Origin of the sequence: Pseudomonas neuropathica (assembly GCF_015461835.1) — a bacterium.
Lineage (GTDB): Bacteria > Pseudomonadota > Gammaproteobacteria > Pseudomonadales > Pseudomonadaceae > Aquipseudomonas > Aquipseudomonas neuropathica.
Map to the genome: position 1 here is coordinate 19,630 of NZ_JACOPX010000015.1, position 19,164 is coordinate 38,793.

Sequence of the window (19,164 nt, forward strand, 5' to 3'; positions counted from 1 at the left end):
TGGATAACCACTCAAAACGCCCCCTAGTGGGGCGTTTTGCTATCTGTCATTTTTGTCTGGATTCCGGTTAATGAGCGTACCTCGTGAAACCATCGCCGCTGTCGCCACCGCTCAAGGTCGTGGTGGTGTGGGCATCGTCCGTATTTCCGGGCCGCTGGCCAGCGTTGCAGCCAAAGCTATAAGCGGCCGCGAACTGAAACCGCGTTACGCCCATTACGGGCCTTTTTTGAGTGATGACCAGCAAGTGCTCGATGAGGGCCTGGCGCTGTATTTCCCGGGGCCAAACTCGTTCACCGGCGAAGACGTGCTGGAACTGCAAGGCCACGGCGGCCCGATCGTTCTGGATATGTTGCTCAAGCGTTGCCTGGAGTTGGGTTGCCGTTTGGCCCGTCCTGGTGAATTCAGTGAACGTGCCTTCCTCAATGACAAACTAGACCTGGCCCAGGCCGAGGCGATTGCCGATTTGATCGAAGCCAGTTCTGCACAGGCTGCGCGTAATGCTCTGCGTTCCTTGCAAGGTGCGTTTTCCCAGCGTGTGCATAACTTGACCGAACAACTGATCGGCCTGCGCATCTACGTCGAAGCCGCCATCGACTTTCCGGAAGAAGAAATCGACTTCCTCGCCGATGGCCATGTGCTGAGCATGCTCGACAAAGTGCGCGATGAGTTATCCACAGTACTGCGGGAAGCCGGGCAGGGGGCGTTGTTGCGCGATGGCATGACCGTGGTGATTGCCGGTCGTCCGAATGCTGGCAAGTCCAGCCTGTTGAATGCATTGGCCGGTCGCGAAGCGGCGATCGTTACCGAGATTGCCGGCACCACCCGCGACATCCTGCGTGAACATATCCACATCGATGGCATGCCGCTGCATGTTGTCGACACGGCGGGGCTGCGTGATACCGATGATCATGTAGAAAAGATCGGGGTTGAACGGGCATTGAAAGCCATCGGGGAAGCCGACCGGGTGTTGCTAGTGGTCGATGCGACCGCGCCGGAAGCGCTGGATCCGTTTGCCCTGTGGCCGGAATTCCTCGAAACCCGGCCGGATCCGGCCAAAGTTACATTGATCCGCAACAAGGCTGATCTAACGGGCGAAGCCATTGTTTTGGAAACCAGCGAAGACGGGCATGTGACGATCAGTCTCAGCGCCAAATCGGCCGGTGAAGGTCTGGATCTACTGCGCGATCATCTCAAGGCCTGCATGGGTTACGAGCAGACGTCGGAAAGCAGCTTTAGCGCACGTCGCCGACATCTGGAAGCCTTGCGCCACGCCAGTGCGGCGTTGGAACACGGCCGCGCCCAGCTGACCTTGGCTGGCGCTGGAGAGTTGCTCGCCGAAGACTTGCGCCAGGCCCAGCATTCGCTGGGTGAAATCACCGGGGCTTTCAGCTCTGATGATCTGTTGGGAAGGATCTTTTCCAGTTTCTGTATCGGCAAATGAAAAAAAGGGTCTGTGGACAATTTATCCACAGCCCCTTTTTCGTTTTACCAGTTGTACGAAACCGTTCCGAGTAAGGTGCGATCTTCTCCCCAGTAACAGCGGCCGGCATCGTTGCATCCCGACACATATTCCTTGTCGAACAGGTTCTTCGCATTCAGGTCGATGCTCCAATGCGTATCGATCTGATAACCGATTGCCGCATCCACCAAGGTGACGTCGCCGGCATCCAGCTTCCCGTATAGAGAAGGCGAGGTGTAGGCGAAGGCACTGTCGAAGTAACGCACACCGCCCCCCACATACAAACCTTTCAGGTCGCCATCGAGGAAACGGTATTTCGCCCAGACTGAGGCCTGATTACGCGGCACGCCGGTCATTTGATGGCCTTTGACCAATGACGTCGCGGCATCCTTGGTAATGCGCGCATCGGTGTAGGTGTAGGCCGCCGTGACATTGAGGTTCTGGGTCAGGTTACTGTTCAGTTCCAGTTCCACACCTTTGGAACGGCTTTCGCCCACCTGACGATAAGTCGACGTGGTCGAGTCGAAGTAGGTGTCGTCCTTTTTGCGCAGGTCGTACACCGACGCAGTGAACGCGGTATCCCAGCCGATCGGCTCGTATTTCAGGCCCACTTCGTATTGGCTGCTGGTGATTGGGTCGAGCGGCGCGCCGGCATTGGAAATCTGCTGTACCGGTACAAACGAGGTGGAATAGCTGACATACGGCGTCATGCCGTTGTCGAACTGGTACATCACGCCGCTCTGATAAGTGAACTTCTTGTCCTCGGAGTTGATGTTGCTGCCCTTGGCCACCTTGTCGCGGAAATCACTGTCGACCCAGTCCTGACGGCCACCGAGCAGAAACAGCCAATGGTCATACTTGCTCTGGATCTGTGCATAAACCCCCTTCATCTGCTGCTCGAGCAAGGTGTTTTGCACCGCAATCGGCGTGGTCGGGTCGCGCAGGTAAACCGGGTTATACACATCGATCGGCCCGACGATGCCGGCGTTCCAGTCCTGATTGAACGAAGTGCGGTCATAGCTGGCGCCGAACAACACGGTGTTCTCCAGACCGCCGACCTGGAATTTGCCTTCCAGTTGGTTATCCAGCGAATACACCATCGATTTGTTGTAGCGATCATAGGCGGTCATGTTCAGACGCGTGCCGAACCCGGCGTTGTTGAGGTTGCCTGGCCAGGTTTCGTGACGGGTGATGCGCGATTGCATGTAGCGCGAGTTCTGGCGGAACTGCCAGTCGTCGTTGAACGAGTGGCTGAACTCGTAGCCGGTGTTCCAGGTTTCCCGCTCGAAAGTGTTCCAGTCCGGGTCGCCGAGCATGGTGCCTTTGGATAACTTGCCGTTGGGGTTTGTCAGCAAAGTCCCGGCGGCCGGTAGGCCAAGTTCCATGTTGGTGTGATCCTTCTGGTAGTTGGCCAGCAGGGTCAGGGTGTTGAAATCGTCAAAATTCAAGGTCAGCGAAGGGGCGATGTAAATGCGGTCATCCGGGACGTGATCGGTCTGGGTGTCCGACTTGCGCCCGAGCATGACAACGCGCCCGAGAATGTTACCGCTGTCGTTGAGTGGCCCTGACACGTCGACGCCGATCTGCCGACGGTTGTTCGAGCCATAACCTAATTGCACTTCGCCTCGTGGTGCGGCGGTCGGGCGTTTGCTCACCAGATTGACCAGACCTCCCGGCGCGTTCTCCCCATAGAGCAATGAGGAAGGACCACGGAAAATTTCCACCCGCTCAAGACCGTAAGGCTCGGTGCTGGTGTCATAGCGATTGCCCTGTACGCGTAGTCCATCGCGCAACAGACCGTAGCCGTAATCGGTGGCGTTGAAACCGCGAATGTAGAACAGGTCCCCGGCGAGGCTGTCGCCGGCGGCGAACGGTGGGGCAAAGATCCCCGGCACGTAGCCGAGTACTTCAGTGAGTGTCTGAGATTTCTGATCTTTCATGCGTTGGGCCGTGACGACTGACACGGAACGCGGCGTTTCCGACAACGGCGTACTGGTTTTTGTACCGATTCGGCTGTTCTGCGCCTTGTATCCGATGTCCGCCGCGTAATCCAGATTCATCGGGTTAGCCAACTCACCATTGATGTTGGTCGGGGCCAGTTCCAGTGAATCACCGTTCGGCAGTGCCTGCAGAATGTAGCTGCCCGGCGCCTGCGGTACGGCTTGCAAACCTGAGCCTTGCAGCAGTTGGGCGAATCCTTGGTCGACGGTGAAGCTGCCGCTCAGCCCGGCGCTGCGCAAACGGCTGGTCTGTTGCGGCGAGAACGACAGAATCACGTTGGCGGCTGAGGCGAACTGGCTCAATGCATTGTCCAGCGGGCCCGCTGCAATCGCATAACGCTGGGCTACCGATGCAGCGACGGCGTTAGGGCTAATCACCAGGCAGGACGCGGCGCTGGTCATCAGTAGGCTGTAAGCAATGCAGTGAAGGGAAAAACGCTGACGAAACGTGGGAAGAGGCATGTGTGGATAAGCCCTGAAGGTGACGAAGAGCCGCGTTTATCGCGATTACCTGTAGGGCCGGGTCAGGGCAAAAAAAGATAACCCTGTTGTCGATTTATTTTTCCTCAGGTGGTGTTTCAATCAAGCGTTGTGGCTGATCGAGACCCAGTAACGGCTGAAATAGCGCACGTTGATCGGCAGCGAGGCCTGAAGATTGGCCAGCACTGCGTCGGTGGAACTGAGGCGGAATGTCCCGGATATCCGCAGCTCCCGGGCACGCGCATCGCAATGTAAAACGCCGCTGCGATAGCGGCCCAATTCGTCGATGACATCGCCCAGGCGCGCATTGAGGACGATCAATTGGCCGTTGATCCATGCCACTTGAGAGGAATTGAAGGAATGAATGAGCCCGATGTGCTGACGATCAAAATCCGCGCCTTCGCCTGCCTGCAGAATTCTTGCGGCCGTTGATGCATCAGCGGGCTGAACACTGACCCTGTCCTCCAGTACTCCAACTCGGGTAGAGCCCGATAGCTGGTGGACGGAGAAACGGGTGCCGAGTGCTTGAATCCGGCCATCACGGGTTTCGACGAAAAAGGGCCGCTGATCGCCAAGCTTGCCGGTTTGAATGAGGATTTCACCCGAGCGCAAACGAATCAGTCGATGTGCCGCATCAAAAGACACATCAATTGCGGTGTCAGTGTTGAGTTCAATCTGGCTGCCGTCGGCCAACGCGATGTTGCGGCGCTGACCAACCCCGGTCCTATAGTCGGCCCAGACATTCCCCAGGGATGTGTGTTGCTGAACATTCCAGCCGACGACCCCCGTCCCCGCTGCGAGCAGCAACAATTTCAGCACTTGGCGGCGCTGCTGACCCGTATTCAGCGCACGACGTTTCAGATCCTGCGGCAAGATACCGAGGTGGCGCTGCAATTGTTCCATCTGGTTCCAGGCCGCCAAATGCGCGGGATCACTATCTATCCACAGCTGCCAGGCCTTCTGTTCGGCGAGGGTCGGAGAATCGGCCTGAAACTGTACGTACCAACTGGCTGCAGCTTCGAACACCTGGCGGTTGGGGGCGATGGCCATCAATGCTGCGCCATGATCAGGGCACACTCCGTCAGGGCGCGGATCATGTGTTTCTTCACCGTGGTCAATGAAACCTTTAACTGCAGAGCGATCTGTTGATAAGTCAGGCCGTCGATCTGCGAGAGCATGAAGATCTGTTGGCTTCTGGCACCGAGCCCCGCCAAGGCTTGATCCACAGCGACGAGGGTTTCGATGATCAGCGCCTTGTCTTCCTCGCTGATGGCGGTGGCTTGCGGCCGAACTGCCAGGGCCTGCAAATAAGCGGCTTCGATAGCCTGCCTGCGATAACGATCAATGACGAGGCCGCGCGCGATGGTCGCCAGATAATCCCGTGGCTCGCGAATCTGTGTGGCATTCCGGGCCGCCAGAATCCGCACAAACGTGTCATGCGCTACATCGGCCGCATCGCAGGCGTCATGCAATCTGCCCTTGAGCCATCCATATAGCCACGAATGGTGTTGCTCGTAGATGTGCTCGATCGCAGCTTGATGGGCGGGTAGGGACATAGGAGAAACTGACGAGTTAATGATAATGGCTATTATTAGCCTCTGTTACGTTCTCTCACAATAGCCCTTTCACTTCCCTCAATTGCTTTGCTGCTTGTCACCGATTCTTCGGTGACGCTTTTTTTGCGCCCTGGAAAAGCCGTTTTGGCGAATTTCTGTGGATTAAGCCCTGTGAATAACTGCCACTAAGGGCAGTTGATAACAGGGCCTCAAAACTGGATATAACCCCCTCTGTGGATAACACCCCCTTTCATCCACAGGCTTAAATCGGTTATCCAAGGCCTTCATTGGCACATGAACACAGGGTTTTGAAAGTCTGTACATATTGAATATAAAGGCCTGTAGCGATCTATCCACAGAAAGTAGGCTCAGTAGAAATAAACATAAAAACAAAGGTTTTATAAATTTCTCTCTTTTTTATTCTTTTAACCTCGAGTTCTCCACAGCTGGTTAAATTTTGTGCAAAGGGTTCTTTAGGAAGGGCGAAGTCCCTATACTTGTCGACCAGGTTCAGAAACCTGATCTCAAACTATTCCTGAATTACCTACTTAAGCAGGCACGAGGTGCGTGGTGGATTTCCCTTCCCGTTTTGAAGTGATCGTCATCGGCGGCGGTCATGCCGGTACCGAGGCAGCACTGGCCTCAGCACGTATGGGGGCAAAAACCCTGTTGCTGACGCATAACGTGGAAACCCTCGGTGCCATGAGTTGCAACCCGGCCATCGGTGGCATTGGCAAAAGCCATCTGGTCAAGGAAATCGATGCCCTCGGCGGCGCGATGGCCACCGCTACCGATTTGGGTGGCATCCAGTTTCGCGTGTTGAACAGCCGCAAAGGCCCAGCCGTTCGGGCGACCCGTGCGCAGGCTGACCGGATTCTGTACAAAGCCGCGGTCCGCGAAATTCTGGAAAACCAGCCGAACCTGTGGATATTTCAACAAGCCGCTGACGACCTGATCGTCGAGCAGGAACAAGTCCGTGGTGTTGTCACGCAAATGGGTCTGCGGTTTCTCGCCGATTCCGTGGTGTTGACCACCGGTACGTTCCTCGGCGGACTTATCCACATAGGTTTGCAGAATTTTTCCGGCGGTCGCGCCGGTGATCCGCCGTCGATTGCCCTGGCTCACCGTTTGCGTGAACTGCCACTGCGTGTCGGTCGCCTGAAAACCGGCACACCGCCGCGTATTGATGGCAAGTCTGTGGATTTCTCGGTGATGACCGAGCAACCGGGCGATACGCCGATCCCGGTGATGTCGTTCATGGGCAACAAAGAACAGCATCCACGTCAGGTCAGCTGCTGGATTACTCACACCAACGCCCGCACCCACGAAATCATCGCGGCGAACCTCGACCGTTCGCCGATGTATTCCGCTGCCGGCGAGATTGAAGGCATCGGCCCGCGCTATTGCCCGTCGATCGAAGACAAGATCCACCGCTTCGCCGATAAGGAAAGCCATCAGGTGTTTATCGAACCGGAAGGTTTGACCACCCATGAGCTGTATCCGAACGGGATATCCACCAGCTTGCCGTTCGACGTGCAATTGCAGATCGTGCAATCGATTCGCGGCATGGAAAACGCACACATCGTGCGTCCTGGTTATGCGATCGAGTATGACTACTTCGATCCGCGCGACCTGAAGTACAGCCTGGAAACCAAAGTCATCGGCGGTCTGTTCTTTGCTGGACAAATCAACGGCACCACCGGTTACGAAGAGGCTGGCGCCCAAGGTTTGCTCGCGGGTGCCAACGCCGCACTGCGCGCCAAGGGCAAAGAAGCCTGGTGCCCACGCCGCGATGAAGCGTACATCGGCGTGTTGGTCGACGATTTGATCACCCTCGGCACCCAAGAGCCGTACCGCATGTTCACTTCCCGCGCCGAGTACCGCCTGATCCTGCGTGAAGACAACGCCGACCTGCGTCTGACCGAAAAAGGTCGCGAGCTCGGCCTCGTCGATGACGCGCGTTGGGCAGCCTTCTGCAAGAAACGCGAAAGCATCGAGCTGGAAGAGCAGCGCCTGAAAAGCACCTGGGTTCGCCCGAACACGCAGCAGGGCGATGCGATTGCCGAGAAATTCGGCACGCCGCTGACTCACGAATACAACTTGCTCAACCTCTTGAGCCGTCCGGAAATCGACTACGCTGGTCTGGTCGAAGTGACCGGCAATGGCGCCGAAGATCCACAGGTCGCCGAACAGGTTGAGATCAAGACCAAATACGCCGGTTACATCGACCGTCAACAGGACGAAATCGCCCGTCTGCGCGCCAGTGAAGACACGAAATTGCCTGTGGATATCGATTACACCAACATTTCCGGTCTCTCCAAGGAGATCCAGAGCAAGCTCGGCGCGACTCGACCAGAGACGCTGGGTCAGGCTTCGCGGATCCCGGGTGTGACCCCGGCAGCGATTTCGCTGTTGATGATTCATTTGAAAAAACGCGGCGCGGGCCGTCAGTTGGAGCAAAGCGCTTGAGTTCTAAGGTCACTTCGCAACACGCCGAAGAGTTATCCACAGGAGCCCGCGAGCTCGGTGTCAACCTCACTGAAGCCCAGCACGAATTGCTGCTGGGTTATCTGGCCCTGTTGATCAAATGGAACCAGGCCTACAACCTGACCGCCGTGCGTGATCCGGACGAAATGGTTTCGCGCCACTTGCTCGATAGTCTCAGCGTCATGTCGTTCATCGAAAACGGCCGTTGGCTTGACGTCGGCAGCGGCGGCGGCATGCCGGGGATCCCGTTGGCGATCCTGTATCCGGACGCGCAAGTGACCTGTCTGGACAGCAACGGCAAGAAAACCCGCTTTCTGACCCAGGTCAAACTCGAACTGAAACTGGATAACCTGCAAGTTATCCACAGTCGTGTCGAAGCCTTCCAGCCTGCCCAGCCGTTCAACGGGATCATTTCCCGGGCGTTCAGCAGCATGGAAAACTTCACCAACTGGACTCGCCACTTAGGCGACGCCGATACACGCTGGCTGGCAATGAAGGGCGTTCATCCGGCCGATGAGCTGGTAGCATTGCCGGCAGACTTCAAACTCGATAGCGAACACGCCCTGGCCGTACCCGGTTGCCAAGGCCAACGCCATCTGCTGATACTGCGCCGCACGGCATGATTGGGAACACAAGCAAGAATGGCTAAGGTATTCGCGATAGCGAACCAAAAGGGTGGTGTGGGCAAGACCACCACCTGCATCAACCTCGCAGCATCGCTGGTCGCGACCAAGCGCCGGGTGCTGTTGATCGATCTCGATCCACAGGGCAACGCCACCATGGGTAGCGGTGTGGATAAACACGGCCTGGAAAACTCGGTCTATGACCTGCTGATCGGTGAATGCGATCTGGCCCAGGCCATGCACTATTCCGAGCACGGCGGTTATCAACTGCTGCCGGCCAACCGCGATCTGACGGCGGCCGAAGTGGTGCTGCTGGAAATGCAGATGAAGGAAAGCCGTCTGCGCAGCGCGCTGGCGCCGATCCGTGAAAACTACGATTACATTCTGATCGACTGCCCGCCGTCGCTGTCGATGCTTACTCTGAACGCACTGGTCGCCGCTGATGGGGTCATTATCCCCATGCAGTGCGAATACTTTGCGCTCGAAGGTCTCAGCGACCTTGTGGATAACATCAAGCGCATTGCCGAATTGCTCAATCCGAACCTGAAAGTTGAAGGCCTGCTGCGGACCATGTACGACCCGCGCCTGAGTCTGATGAACGACGTTTCGGCGCAGCTCAAGGAACACTTCGGCGATCAGCTGTACGACACGGTGATCCCGCGCAACATCCGCCTGGCCGAAGCGCCGAGCTACGGCATGCCGGCGCTGGCCTACGACAAGCAATCGCGCGGTGCCCTGGCTTATCTGGCCCTGGCCGGCGAGATGGTTCGTCGTCAGCGCAAAAATTCACGCATCGCCGCCGCTCAGGCAACTTAAGGAATCCCCATGGCCGTCAAGAAACGAGGTCTCGGACGTGGACTGGATGCACTGCTGAGTGGTCCGACCGTCAGCGCGCTGGAAGAACAAGCGGCGCAAGCTGATACCCGCGAACTGCAGCACTTGCCGTTGGATCTGCTGCAGCGCGGCAAATACCAACCGCGCCGCGACATGGATCCGCAGGCGCTGGAAGAACTGGCAGCGTCGATCAAGGCGCAAGGCGTGATGCAGCCGATCGTGGTGCGCCCGATTGGCGGTGGCCGCTTTGAGATCATTGCCGGTGAACGCCGCTGGCGCGCGAGTCAACAGGCCGGGCAGGAAACCATCCCGGCGATGGTCCGCGATGTGCCGGATGAAACCGCGATCGCCATTGCGCTGATCGAGAACATCCAGCGCGAAGACCTCAACCCGATCGAAGAAGCGGTGGCCCTGCAGCGTTTGCAGCAGGAATTCCAGCTGACGCAGCAGCAGGTCGCCGAGGCTGTGGGTAAGTCCCGCGTCACTGTGGCTAACCTGTTGCGGCTTATTGCACTGCCGGAAGTCATCAAGACCATGCTGTCCCACGGCGACCTGGAAATGGGACATGCCCGTGCTTTGCTCGGTCTGCCGGACAATCAGCAGGTGGAAGGGGCGCGACATGTTGTCGCACGCGGTCTCACCGTGCGCCAAACTGAGGCACTGGTTCGTCAGTGGTTGAGTGGCAAACCGGAGCCTGTGGAAGCGACCAAACCCGACCCGGATATCGCCCGCCTCGAACAGCGTCTGGCCGAGCGCCTAGGCTCTGCGGTGCAGATTCGCCATGGGAAGAAGGGAAAGGGCCAGTTGGTGATCGGTTACAACTCCCTCGATGAGCTTCAAGGTGTGCTCGCACACATCCGCTGAAACATTTCCTCATGTAGCGCGCAGTCGGAAATCACTACCTGACAGTTGAATAGGGGCAGAACCGCCCCTATACTCTGCGCGCATTTTGTCGGCACAAATTATGCCAAGTTATTGAATTCTGGCAGCCGACCATTGGAGAGCAAACGTGATGGAAACCCGCAAGCCAAACCGCCTGCCGTTCCATCGCCTGGCGGTTTTTCCGGTGTTAATGGCTCAATTTGTCATTTTGCTCATTGCCGCTTTGGCGCTCTGGCAATGGCACGGAGTCGTTGCCGGATACTCGGGACTTTGCGGAGGCCTGATAGCCTTGCTGCCCAATGTTTATTTCGCTCACAAGGCATTTCGGTTTTCCGGCGCCCGAGCAGCCCAGTCCATCGTCCGGTCTTTTTACGCCGGTGAGGCAGGCAAACTGATTTTGACGGCAGTGCTCTTTGCACTGGTGTTTGCAGGTGTGAAGCCATTGGCGCCGATAGCTGTATTCGGCGCGTTCGTGCTGACTCAGTCGGTCAGCTGGTTCGCTCCCCTGCTGATGAGAACAAGACTTTCGAGACCTTAGGGCGTTTGAGGCAACCATGGCAGAAACAACCGCTTCGGGCTATATCCAGCACCACTTGCAGAACCTGACCTTCGGTCAGCTACCTAACGGCGGCTGGGGCTTTGCCCATACCGCAGCAGAAGCCAAAGAAATGGGCTTCTGGGCTTTCCACGTCGATACCCTCGGCTGGTCGGTCGCGTTGGGTCTGATCTTCGTACTTCTTTTCCGCATGGCGGCAAAGAAAGCGACTTCGGGTCAGCCGGGTGCTTTGCAGAACTTCGTTGAAGTATTGGTCGAATTCGTCGATGGCAGCGTGAAAGACAGCTTCCATGGCCGTAGCCCGGTGATTGCACCGCTGGCACTGACCATCTTCGTCTGGGTGTTCCTGATGAACGCCGTCGACCTGGTACCGGTCGACTGGATTCCTCAGCTGGCCATCCTGATCTCCGGTGACCACCACATCCCGTTCCGCGCCGTGTCGACTACCGACCCGAACGCGACCCTGGGCATGGCGTTCTCGGTTTTCGCACTGATCATTTTCTATAGCATCAAGGTCAAGGGCTTCGGCGGCTTCATCGGCGAACTGACCCTGCACCCGTTCGGCAGCAAGAACATCTTCGTTCAAGCCTTGCTGATCCCGGTGAACTTCCTGCTGGAATTCGTGACCCTGATCGCCAAGCCGATCTCTCTGGCTCTGCGTCTGTTCGGCAACATGTATGCCGGCGAGCTGGTGTTCATTCTGATCGCTGTGATGTTCGGCAGCGGCCTGCTCTGGCTGAGCGGCCTGGGCGTTGTTCTGCAGTGGGCGTGGGCTGTGTTCCACATCCTGATCATCACGCTGCAGGCGTTCATCTTCATGATGCTGACCATCGTCTACCTGTCGATGGCGCACGAAGAAAACCATTAAGGCCAGTCTCGACTAGTCTGATGTCCTTCCCGGTCAAACGGGAAGGGGCTCTTCACAGGGCACCTGAAACGATTTGTTTTACCGCTTTAATCTAAAAAACCTAAACCATACGACGTAAAAGTCGGGAGGAAAGATGGAAACTGTAGTTGGTCTAACCGCTATCGCTGTTGCACTGTTGATCGGCCTGGGCGCACTGGGTACCGCAATTGGTTTCGGCCTGCTGGGCGGCAAGTTCCTGGAAGGCGCAGCGCGTCAGCCAGAAATGGTTCCAATGCTGCAAGTTAAAATGTTCATCGTTGCCGGTCTGCTCGACGCCGTAACCATGATCGGTGTTGGTATCGCTCTGTTCTTCACCTTTGCGAACCCGTTCGTTGGTCAGATCGCTGGCTAATTACCCGGATTCTTCCGAGTAATTTGATGTGATGGACAACGTAACTGCGAGGTGTTGGCGTGAACATTAATGCGACCCTGATTGGCCAGTCCGTTGCGTTCCTGATTTTTGTACTGTTCTGCATGAAGTATGTATGGCCTCCGGTCATCGCTGCTCTGCACGAACGTCAAAAGAAGATCGCTGATGGTCTGGACGCTGCCAGCCGTGCAGCTCGCGACCTGGAGTTGGCCCAAGAAAAAGCGGGTCAGCAACTGCGCGAAGCGAAAGCTCAGGCAGCTGAAATCATCGAGCAAGCCAAGAAACGCGGTAACCAGATTGTCGAAGAGGCCGTTGAAAAGGCCCGTGTCGACGCTGACCGTGTGAAGGTTCAGGCTCAAGCCGAGATCGAACAGGAACTGAACAGTGTCAAAGACAAGCTGCGCGCCCAAGTGGGTTTGCTGGCTGTCGGCGGCGCCGAGAAGATCCTGGGTGCCACAATCGATCAAAACGCGCACGCAGAGCTGGTTAACCAACTGGCTGCTGAAATCTAAGCGAGGGCGATCATGGCAGAACTGACCACGTTGGCCCGACCTTACGCTAAGGCGGCCTTCGAGCACGCTCAGGCCCACCAGCAACTGGCCAATTGGTCAGCCATGCTCGGCCTGGCTGCAGCGGTGTCACAAGATGACACCATGCAGCGCGTGCTCAAGGCCCCGCGACTGACGAGCGCAGAAAAGGCCGCCACGTTTATTGACGTGTGCGGCGACAAGTTTGATGCCAAGGCACAGAACTTCATCAACGTCGTTGCCGAAAACGACCGTCTCCCGCTTCTGCCGGAGATTGCCGCTCTTTTCGACCTGTACAAGGCCGAACAAGAGAAGTCGGTAGACGTTGAAGTGACCAGTGCTTTTGCATTGAACCAAGAACAGCAAGACAAACTCGCCAAGGTTCTCAGTGCACGACTCAACCGGGAAGTGCGCCTGCAAGTTGCGGAGGATGCTGCCCTTATAGGTGGTGTCGTTATCCGCGCCGGCGACCTGGTTATCGATGGCTCGATTCGCGGCAAAATCGCGAAACTTGCCGAAGCATTGAAATCTTGAGTTTGAAGGGGCAGCAGAGCAATGCAGCAACTCAATCCTTCCGAAATAAGTGAAATTATCAAGGGCCGCATCGACAAGCTCGATGTGACCTCCCAAGCCCGTAACGAAGGCACTGTCGTCAGCGTATCTGACGGCATCGTGCGGATTCACGGTCTGGCCGACGTTATGTACGGCGAGATGATCGAGTTTCCGGGCGGCGTCTACGGTATGGCCCTCAACCTGGAGCAAGACTCCGTAGGTGCCGTTGTACTCGGCGCTTACCAGTCTCTGGCTGAAGGCATGAGCGCCAAGTGCACCGGCCGCATCCTCGAAGTTCCGGTTGGTAAGGAACTGCTGGGTCGCGTAGTCGACGCACTGGGTAACCCTGTTGACGGCAAAGGTCCACTGGGCAACACCGAGACCGACGCGGTCGAGAAAGTTGCACCGGGCGTGATCTGGCGTAAGTCGGTAGACCAGCCTGTACAGACTGGCTACAAGGCTGTCGATGCCATGATCCCTGTCGGCCGTGGCCAGCGTGAGCTGATCATCGGTGACCGTCAGATCGGTAAAACCGCTCTGGCGATCGACGCGATCATCAACCAGAAAGACAGCGGCATTTTCTGCGTCTACGTAGCTATCGGTCAGAAACAATCGACCATCGCCAACGTGGTTCGCAAGCTGGAAGAAAACGGCGCCCTGGCCAACACGATCATCGTGGCTGCCAGTGCTTCGGAATCTCCTGCGCTGCAATTCCTGGCACCGTACTCCGGTTGCACCATGGGTGAATTCTTCCGCGACCGCGGTGAAGACGCGCTGATCGTTTATGACGATCTGTCCAAGCAAGCAGTGGCTTACCGCCAGATTTCCCTGCTGCTGCGCCGTCCACCAGGCCGTGAAGCTTACCCAGGCGACGTGTTCTATCTCCACTCCCGTCTGCTGGAGCGCGCATCCCGCGTTTCGGAAGAATACGTAGAGAAGTTCACCAACGGCGCAGTGACCGGCAAAACCGGTTCCCTGACCGCACTGCCGATCATCGAAACCCAGGCTGGCGACGTTTCCGCGTTCGTTCCGACCAACGTGATTTCCATCACCGACGGTCAGATCTTCCTGGAATCGGCCATGTTCAACTCGGGCATCCGTCCTGCAGTGAACGCCGGTGTTTCGGTATCCCGTGTGGGTGGTGCCGCTCAGACCAAGATCATCAAGAAGCTCTCCGGTGGTATCCGTACCGCTCTGGCTCAGTACCGTGAACTGGCGGCATTCGCCCAGTTCGCTTCTGACCTGGACGAAGCGACCCGTAAGCAACTTGAGCATGGTCAGCGCGTTACCGAGCTGATGAAGCAGAAGCAATACGCACCAATGTCGATCGCTGACATGGCGCTGTCGCTGTATGCCGCTGAGCGTGGGTTCCTGACTGACATTGAAATCGCCAAGATCGGCAGCTTCGAACAAGCGCTGATTGCTTTCTTCAACCGCGATCACGCCGATTTGATGGCCAAGATCAACGTTAAAGGTGACTTCAATGACGAAATCGACGCTGGCATGAAAGCCGGTATCGAGAAGTTCAAGGCCACCCAAACCTGGTAAGCCGCAGCGGGAGCCGCGAGGCTCCCGCTTGCTAACCTGATAGGTGTTACATGGCAGGCGCAAAAGAGATTCGCAGTAAGATTGCGAGCATCAAAAGCACGCAAAAGATTACCAGCGCCATGGAAAAAGTGGCGGTCAGCAAAATGCGCAAGGCACAAATGCGCATGGCTGCTAGCCGTCCTTATGCGGAGCGTATCCGCCAGGTTATTGGGCATCTGGCCAACGCCAACCCGGAATACCGCCACCCGTTCATGATCGACCGCGAAATCAAGCGCGTTGGTTATGTTGTGGTGAGCAGTGACCGTGGTCTGTGCGGCGGCTTGAATACCAACCTGTTCAAGGCCCTGGTCAAGGACATGGCGGTAAACCGCGAAAACGGCGTCGAGATTGATCTGTGTGTTGTTGGTAGCAAGGGTGCGGCCTTTTTCCGCAACTTCGGCGGTAACGTCGTTGCAGCTATCAGCCACCTGGGTGAAGAGCCGTCGATCAATGATCTGATCGGCAGCGTCAAGGTGATGCTGGATGCCTACCTGGACGGCCGTATTGACCGCCTGTCCGTGGTGTCCAACAAGTTCATCAATACCATGACGCAACAGCCTACCGTGGAGCAGTTGATTCCACTGGTGGCCACCCCGGATCAGGATCTCAAGCACCACTGGGACTATCTCTACGAACCGGATGCCAAAGAGCTGCTTGACGGCTTGATGGTCCGCTACGTTGAGTCGCAGGTCTACCAGGCGGTGGTCGAGAACAACGCGGCTGAACAAGCTGCGCGGATGATCGCGATGAAGAACGCTACCGACAACGCCGGTGATTTGATCAGCGATTTGCAGCTGATCTACAACAAGGCGCGTCAGGCTGCGATCACCCAAGAGATCTCGGAAATCGTCGGCGGCGCTGCCGCGGTTTAACGGTTCAAATATTCAGAGGATCCAGCTATGAGTAGCGGACGTATCGTTCAAATCATCGGCGCCGTTATCGACGTGGAATTTCCACGCGACAGCGTACCGAGCATCTACAACGCTTTGAAAGTTAAAAGCGATGCCGGCACCACTCTGGAAGTTCAGCAACAGCTGGGCGACGGCGTGGTTCGTACCATTGCGATGGGTTCCACCGAGGGCTTGAAGCGCGGTCTGGAAGTTACCGACTCCGGCGCAGCCATCTCCGTACCGGTCGGTAAAGCGACCCTGGGCCGGATCATGGACGTCCTCGGTAACCCGATCGACGAAGCTGGCCCGATCGACACCGAAGAGCGTTGGGGCATTCACCGTCCAGCGCCTTCGTTCGCTGAACAGGCAGGCGGCAACGACCTGCTGGAAACCGGCATCAAGGTTATCGACCTGGTTTGCCCGTTTGCCAAAGGCGGTAAAGTCGGTCTGTTCGGTGGTGCCGGTGTAGGCAAAACCGTAAACATGATGGAACTGATCCGTAACATCGCCATCGAGCACAGCGGTTATTCCGTGTTCGCCGGTGTGGGTGAGCGTACTCGTGAGGGTAACGACTTCTACCACGAGATGAAGGACTCCAACGTTCTGGACAAAGTGGCACTGGTTTACGGTCAGATGAACGAGCCGCCGGGTAACCGTCTGCGCGTAGCACTGACCGGCCTGACCATGGCCGAGAAGTTCCGTGACGAAGGTAACGACGTTCTGCTGTTCGTCGACAACATCTATCGTTACACCCTGGCCGGTACTGAAGTATCCGCACTGCTGGGCCGTATGCCTTCGGCAGTAGGTTACCAGCCGACCCTGGCTGAAGAGATGGGCGTTCTGCAAGAACGTATCACTTCGACCAAGGAAGGTTCGATCACTTCGATCCAAGCGGTATACGTACCTGCGGATGACTTGACCGACCCATCGCCAGCGACCACCTTCGCCCACTTGGACGCCACCGTCGTTCTGTCCCGTGACATCGCTTCCCTGGGTATCTACCCAGCGGTAGATCCACTGGATTCGACTTCGCGCCAGCTGGACCCGAACGTAATCGGCCAGGACCACTACGACACCGCTCGCGGCGTTCAGTACGTTCTGCAACGTTACAAAGAGCTGAAGGACATCATCGCGATCCTGGGTATGGACGAGCTGTCGGAAGCCGACAAGCAGTTGGTAAACCGTGCTCGTAAGATCCAGCGCTTCTTGTCGCAGCCGTTCTTCGTGGCTGAAGTCTTCACCGGTGCTTCGGGTAAATACGTTTCCCTGAAAGACACCATTGCTGGCTTCAAAGGCATCCTCAACGGTGACTACGACCACCTGCCAGAACAAGCGTTCTACATGGTTGGCGGCATCGAAGAAGCGATCGAGAAAGCCAAGAAACTGTAATCCCGGCGCCCGGCAACGGGCGCTAATTTAGGTTGAGGCAATCAGATGGCTATGACAGTCCATTGCGATATCGTCAGCGCGGAAGGGGAAATCTTTTCCGGCCTGGTCGAGATGGTGATTGCGCACGGTGCACTGGGTGATCTTGGTATCGCTCTGGGTCACGCGCCGCTGATCACTAATCTGAAGCCAGGTCCGATCCGCCTGATCAAGCAAGGCGGGGAAGCCGAGGTGTTCTACATCTCCGGTGGTTTCCTCGAGGTTCAGCCGAACATGGTCAAGGTGCTTGCCGATACCGTGCAACGCGCCGCCGACCTGGATGAAGCTCAAGCCCAGGCAGCTCTCAAGGCTGCCGAAGCTGCTCTGCACGAGAAGAGCGCAGATTTCGACTACGGAGCTGCGTCCGCACGTCTGGCCGAGGCTGCAGCTCAGCTGCGCACCGTCCAGCAGATCCGCAAGAAGTTTGGCGGTTAATCCGTCAGCCGCTTGTTGTGCGATTGATAAAAAAGGGTAGCCTCGGCTACCCTTTTTTCTTTTCCGAATTCCCGAAACCCGGTCGCAGTTGCTGACCACCCAGGATTGGTAGCCAGTCATGTCTCTTGAAATCGTTATCCTCGCGGCCGGCCAAGGCACCCGTATGCGCTCGGCCCTGCCGAAGGTGCTGCATCCGATTGCCGGCAACTCCATGCTGGGTCATGTTATCCACAGCGCTCGGCAACTCGATCCACAACGCATTCATGTGGTGATTGGTCATGGTGCCGACGTGGTGCGCGAGCGACTGGCTGCCGACGATCTGAATTTCGTCCTGCAGGACAAGCAACTCGGCACCGGCCACGCCACCGCTCAAGCGGTGCCGTTCATTACTGCCGACACCGTGCTGATCCTCTACGGGGACGTACCGCTGATCGAAGTCGAAACACTGCAGCGTCTGCTCAAGCATGTCGTGCCTGGACAGATGGGCTTGCTCACCGTCGAGCTGGATGACCCGACCGGTTACGGCCGCATCGTGCGTGATGCCGACGGTAAGGTCGCAGCCATCGTTGAACACAAAGATGCCAGCGAAGCGCAACGCGCAATTACTGAAGGTAACACCGGCATTCTTGCTGTCCCGGCCAATCGTCTGGCTGACTGGATGAGCCGCCTGTCGAACAACAACGCGCAGGGCGAGTACTACCTGACCGACGTGATCGAAATGGCGGTCAGCGATGGTCTGGTTGTCGCCACCGAACAACCGCACGACCCAATGGAAGTGCAGGGCGCCAATGATCGCAAGCAACTGTCAGAGCTCGAGCGTCATTACCAGTTGCGCGCTGGTCGTCGGTTGATGGCGCAAGGCGTTACCCTGCGTGACCCGGCGCGCTTTGACGTGCGTGGTGAAGTGACCGTCGGTCGCGATGTGCTGATCGACATCAACGTGATCCTCGAAGGCAATGTGGTCATCGAAGATGACGTGGTGATCGGCCCGAACTGCGTAATCAAGGACAGCACCCTGCGCAAAGGCGTGGTCATCAAAGCCAACAGTCATATCGAAGGTGCCGTTCTGGGCGAGGGCAGCGACGCCGGCCCGTTCGCGCGTCTGCGTCCAGGCACCGTGCTTGAAGCACGCGCGCATGTGGGTAACTTTGTCGAGTTGAAAAATGCCCACATGGGCGAAGGCGCCAAGGCCGGTCACCTCACGTATCTCGGCGATGCCGAGATCGGTGCGCGTACCAACATTGGCGCCGGCACCATCACCTGCAACTACGACGGCGCCAACAAGTTGAAAACCGTGTTGGGTGCGGACGTATTCATCGGCTCCAATAATTCGCTGGTCGCGCCTGTGGATATCTCCGACGGTGCAACCACGGCCGCCGGGTCGACCATTACGCAGAATGTGGATAACGCGCAGTTGGCCGTGGGTCGAGCGCGGCAGAGGAATATCGACGGCTGGAAGCGGCCGGAGAAGATCAAGAAGAGCTGAGTTATCCACAGCGGTTCTTTGAAGATCAAAAGATCGCAGCCTTCGGCAGCTCCTACGGGAATGTTGAAGGCTGCGATTTTTTTTGGGTGACAGCTTGACGATTTAGAA

Annotated in this window: 18 protein-coding genes; 15 read left to right on the forward strand and 3 right to left on the reverse strand. The window is 57.1% G+C overall.

The window, feature by feature from the left end; all coding sequences use genetic code 11:
• The first annotated feature begins 70 nt into the window (after positions 1 to 70).
• Positions 71 to 1,441, forward strand: a complete 1,371-nt coding sequence (gene mnmE, locus H8F23_RS21415; RefSeq protein WP_194935692.1) for a tRNA uridine-5-carboxymethylaminomethyl(34) synthesis GTPase MnmE — start codon at positions 71 to 73, stop codon at positions 1,439 to 1,441.
• Positions 1,442 to 1,485: 44 nt separating this feature from the next.
• Here the strand turns inward: mnmE and H8F23_RS21420 are convergent, their stop codons facing one another.
• The 3 genes from H8F23_RS21420 to H8F23_RS21430 form a co-directional block, all read right to left on the reverse strand.
• Positions 1,486 to 3,921 (reverse strand): TonB-dependent siderophore receptor, encoded by a 2,436-nt coding sequence (locus H8F23_RS21420; RefSeq protein ID WP_194935693.1) that lies wholly within the window; start codon positions 3,919 to 3,921, stop codon positions 1,486 to 1,488.
• Positions 3,922 to 4,041: 120 nt separating this feature from the next.
• Positions 4,042 to 4,989: a FecR domain-containing protein gene (locus H8F23_RS21425; protein WP_194935694.1), complete on the reverse strand. Its 948-nt coding sequence runs from the start codon at positions 4,987 to 4,989 to the stop codon at positions 4,042 to 4,044.
• Positions 4,989 to 5,495: a sigma-70 family RNA polymerase sigma factor gene (locus tag H8F23_RS21430; protein WP_194935695.1), complete on the reverse strand. Its 507-nt coding sequence runs from the start codon at positions 5,493 to 5,495 to the stop codon at positions 4,989 to 4,991. Before H8F23_RS21430 ends, H8F23_RS21425 begins: the two co-directional genes overlap by 1 nt.
• 570 nt (positions 5,496 to 6,065) lie before the next feature.
• Between H8F23_RS21430 and mnmG the strand changes: the two genes are divergently transcribed.
• The 14 genes from mnmG to glmU all read left to right on the forward strand — a co-directional run bounded on the left by mnmG (position 6,066) and on the right by glmU (position 19,056).
• The gene (gene mnmG / locus H8F23_RS21435; RefSeq protein ID WP_093429552.1) at positions 6,066 to 7,964 is read left to right on the forward strand and encodes a tRNA uridine-5-carboxymethylaminomethyl(34) synthesis enzyme MnmG; all 1,899 of its coding nucleotides are present in this window, start codon (positions 6,066 to 6,068) and stop codon (positions 7,962 to 7,964) included.
• A complete protein-coding gene (gene rsmG / locus H8F23_RS21440) occupies positions 7,961 to 8,605 on the forward strand; it encodes a 16S rRNA (guanine(527)-N(7))-methyltransferase RsmG (RefSeq protein ID WP_150774626.1) in 645 nt (214 codons plus the stop codon). The genes mnmG and rsmG overlap by 4 nt, the downstream gene beginning before the upstream one ends.
• 18 nt (positions 8,606 to 8,623) lie before the next feature.
• Positions 8,624 to 9,421 carry a ParA family protein gene (locus H8F23_RS21445; RefSeq protein ID WP_008084406.1) on the forward strand — a complete coding sequence of 266 codons (798 nt, stop codon included), beginning with the start codon at positions 8,624 to 8,626 and terminating at the stop codon, positions 9,419 to 9,421.
• Positions 9,422 to 9,430: 9 nt separating this feature from the next.
• Positions 9,431 to 10,303 (forward strand): ParB/RepB/Spo0J family partition protein, encoded by an 873-nt coding sequence (locus H8F23_RS21450; protein WP_034152184.1) that lies wholly within the window; start codon positions 9,431 to 9,433, stop codon positions 10,301 to 10,303.
• Positions 10,304 to 10,451: 148 nt separating this feature from the next.
• Positions 10,452 to 10,859 carry a F0F1 ATP synthase subunit I gene (locus tag H8F23_RS21455; protein WP_003229783.1) on the forward strand — a complete coding sequence of 136 codons (408 nt, stop codon included), beginning with the start codon at positions 10,452 to 10,454 and terminating at the stop codon, positions 10,857 to 10,859.
• Between the two features lie 16 nt (positions 10,860 to 10,875).
• Complete coding sequence (gene atpB / locus H8F23_RS21460) at positions 10,876 to 11,745, forward strand: F0F1 ATP synthase subunit A (protein ID WP_007911917.1); 870 nt, start codon at positions 10,876 to 10,878, stop codon at positions 11,743 to 11,745.
• Between the two features lie 133 nt (positions 11,746 to 11,878).
• Positions 11,879 to 12,136: a F0F1 ATP synthase subunit C gene (gene atpE / locus H8F23_RS21465; protein WP_003097235.1), complete on the forward strand. Its 258-nt coding sequence runs from the start codon at positions 11,879 to 11,881 to the stop codon at positions 12,134 to 12,136.
• 59 nt (positions 12,137 to 12,195) lie between these two features.
• Positions 12,196 to 12,666 (forward strand): F0F1 ATP synthase subunit B, encoded by a 471-nt coding sequence (locus H8F23_RS21470; protein WP_003229781.1) that lies wholly within the window; start codon positions 12,196 to 12,198, stop codon positions 12,664 to 12,666.
• Between the two features lie 12 nt (positions 12,667 to 12,678).
• Positions 12,679 to 13,215, forward strand: a complete 537-nt coding sequence (locus H8F23_RS21475) for a F0F1 ATP synthase subunit delta (protein WP_007911956.1) — start codon at positions 12,679 to 12,681, stop codon at positions 13,213 to 13,215.
• Between the two features lie 21 nt (positions 13,216 to 13,236).
• On the forward strand, positions 13,237 to 14,781 hold the full coding sequence (atpA, locus tag H8F23_RS21480) for a F0F1 ATP synthase subunit alpha (protein ID WP_016984064.1): 1,545 nt from the start codon (positions 13,237 to 13,239) through the stop codon (positions 14,779 to 14,781).
• Positions 14,782 to 14,831: 50 nt separating this feature from the next.
• Positions 14,832 to 15,692, forward strand: coding sequence for a F0F1 ATP synthase subunit gamma (atpG, locus tag H8F23_RS21485; RefSeq protein WP_007911960.1), 861 nt, complete (start codon positions 14,832 to 14,834; stop codon positions 15,690 to 15,692).
• Between the two features lie 27 nt (positions 15,693 to 15,719).
• A complete protein-coding gene (gene atpD, locus H8F23_RS21490) occupies positions 15,720 to 17,099 on the forward strand; it encodes a F0F1 ATP synthase subunit beta (RefSeq protein WP_016984062.1) in 1,380 nt (459 codons plus the stop codon).
• Positions 17,100 to 17,144: 45 nt separating this feature from the next.
• Entirely contained in the window at positions 17,145 to 17,570 is a 426-nt protein-coding gene (locus tag H8F23_RS21495) for a F0F1 ATP synthase subunit epsilon (RefSeq protein ID WP_007954164.1), read from the forward strand.
• 118 nt (positions 17,571 to 17,688) lie between these two features.
• Positions 17,689 to 19,056 (forward strand): bifunctional UDP-N-acetylglucosamine diphosphorylase/glucosamine-1-phosphate N-acetyltransferase GlmU, encoded by a 1,368-nt coding sequence (glmU, locus tag H8F23_RS21500; RefSeq protein ID WP_194935696.1) that lies wholly within the window; start codon positions 17,689 to 17,691, stop codon positions 19,054 to 19,056.
• Positions 19,057 to 19,164 lie beyond the last annotated feature (108 nt).

Coding starts and splice junctions, on each gene's coding strand:
- H8F23_RS21455 (WP_003229783.1), top strand. CDS start 10,452: ATGGAAACCCGCAAGCCAAACCGCCTGCCGTTCCATCGCCTGGCGGTT.
- atpB (WP_007911917.1), top strand. CDS start 10,876: ATGGCAGAAACAACCGCTTCGGGCTATATCCAGCACCACTTGCAGAAC.
- H8F23_RS21475 (WP_007911956.1), top strand. CDS start 12,679: ATGGCAGAACTGACCACGTTGGCCCGACCTTACGCTAAGGCGGCCTTC.
- glmU (WP_194935696.1), top strand. CDS start 17,689: ATGTCTCTTGAAATCGTTATCCTCGCGGCCGGCCAAGGCACCCGTATG.
- atpA (WP_016984064.1), top strand. CDS start 13,237: ATGCAGCAACTCAATCCTTCCGAAATAAGTGAAATTATCAAGGGCCGC.
- H8F23_RS21445 (WP_008084406.1), top strand. CDS start 8,624: ATGGCTAAGGTATTCGCGATAGCGAACCAAAAGGGTGGTGTGGGCAAG.
- mnmE (WP_194935692.1), top strand. CDS start 71: ATGAGCGTACCTCGTGAAACCATCGCCGCTGTCGCCACCGCTCAAGGT.
- H8F23_RS21420 (WP_194935693.1), bottom strand. CDS start 3,921: ATGCCTCTTCCCACGTTTCGTCAGCGTTTTTCCCTTCACTGCATTGCT.
- atpE (WP_003097235.1), top strand. CDS start 11,879: ATGGAAACTGTAGTTGGTCTAACCGCTATCGCTGTTGCACTGTTGATC.
- atpD (WP_016984062.1), top strand. CDS start 15,720: ATGAGTAGCGGACGTATCGTTCAAATCATCGGCGCCGTTATCGACGTG.
- H8F23_RS21425 (WP_194935694.1), bottom strand. CDS start 4,989: ATGGCCATCGCCCCCAACCGCCAGGTGTTCGAAGCTGCAGCCAGTTGG.
- H8F23_RS21430 (WP_194935695.1), bottom strand. CDS start 5,495: ATGTCCCTACCCGCCCATCAAGCTGCGATCGAGCACATCTACGAGCAA.
- H8F23_RS21495 (WP_007954164.1), top strand. CDS start 17,145: ATGGCTATGACAGTCCATTGCGATATCGTCAGCGCGGAAGGGGAAATC.
- atpG (WP_007911960.1), top strand. CDS start 14,832: ATGGCAGGCGCAAAAGAGATTCGCAGTAAGATTGCGAGCATCAAAAGC.
- H8F23_RS21450 (WP_034152184.1), top strand. CDS start 9,431: ATGGCCGTCAAGAAACGAGGTCTCGGACGTGGACTGGATGCACTGCTG.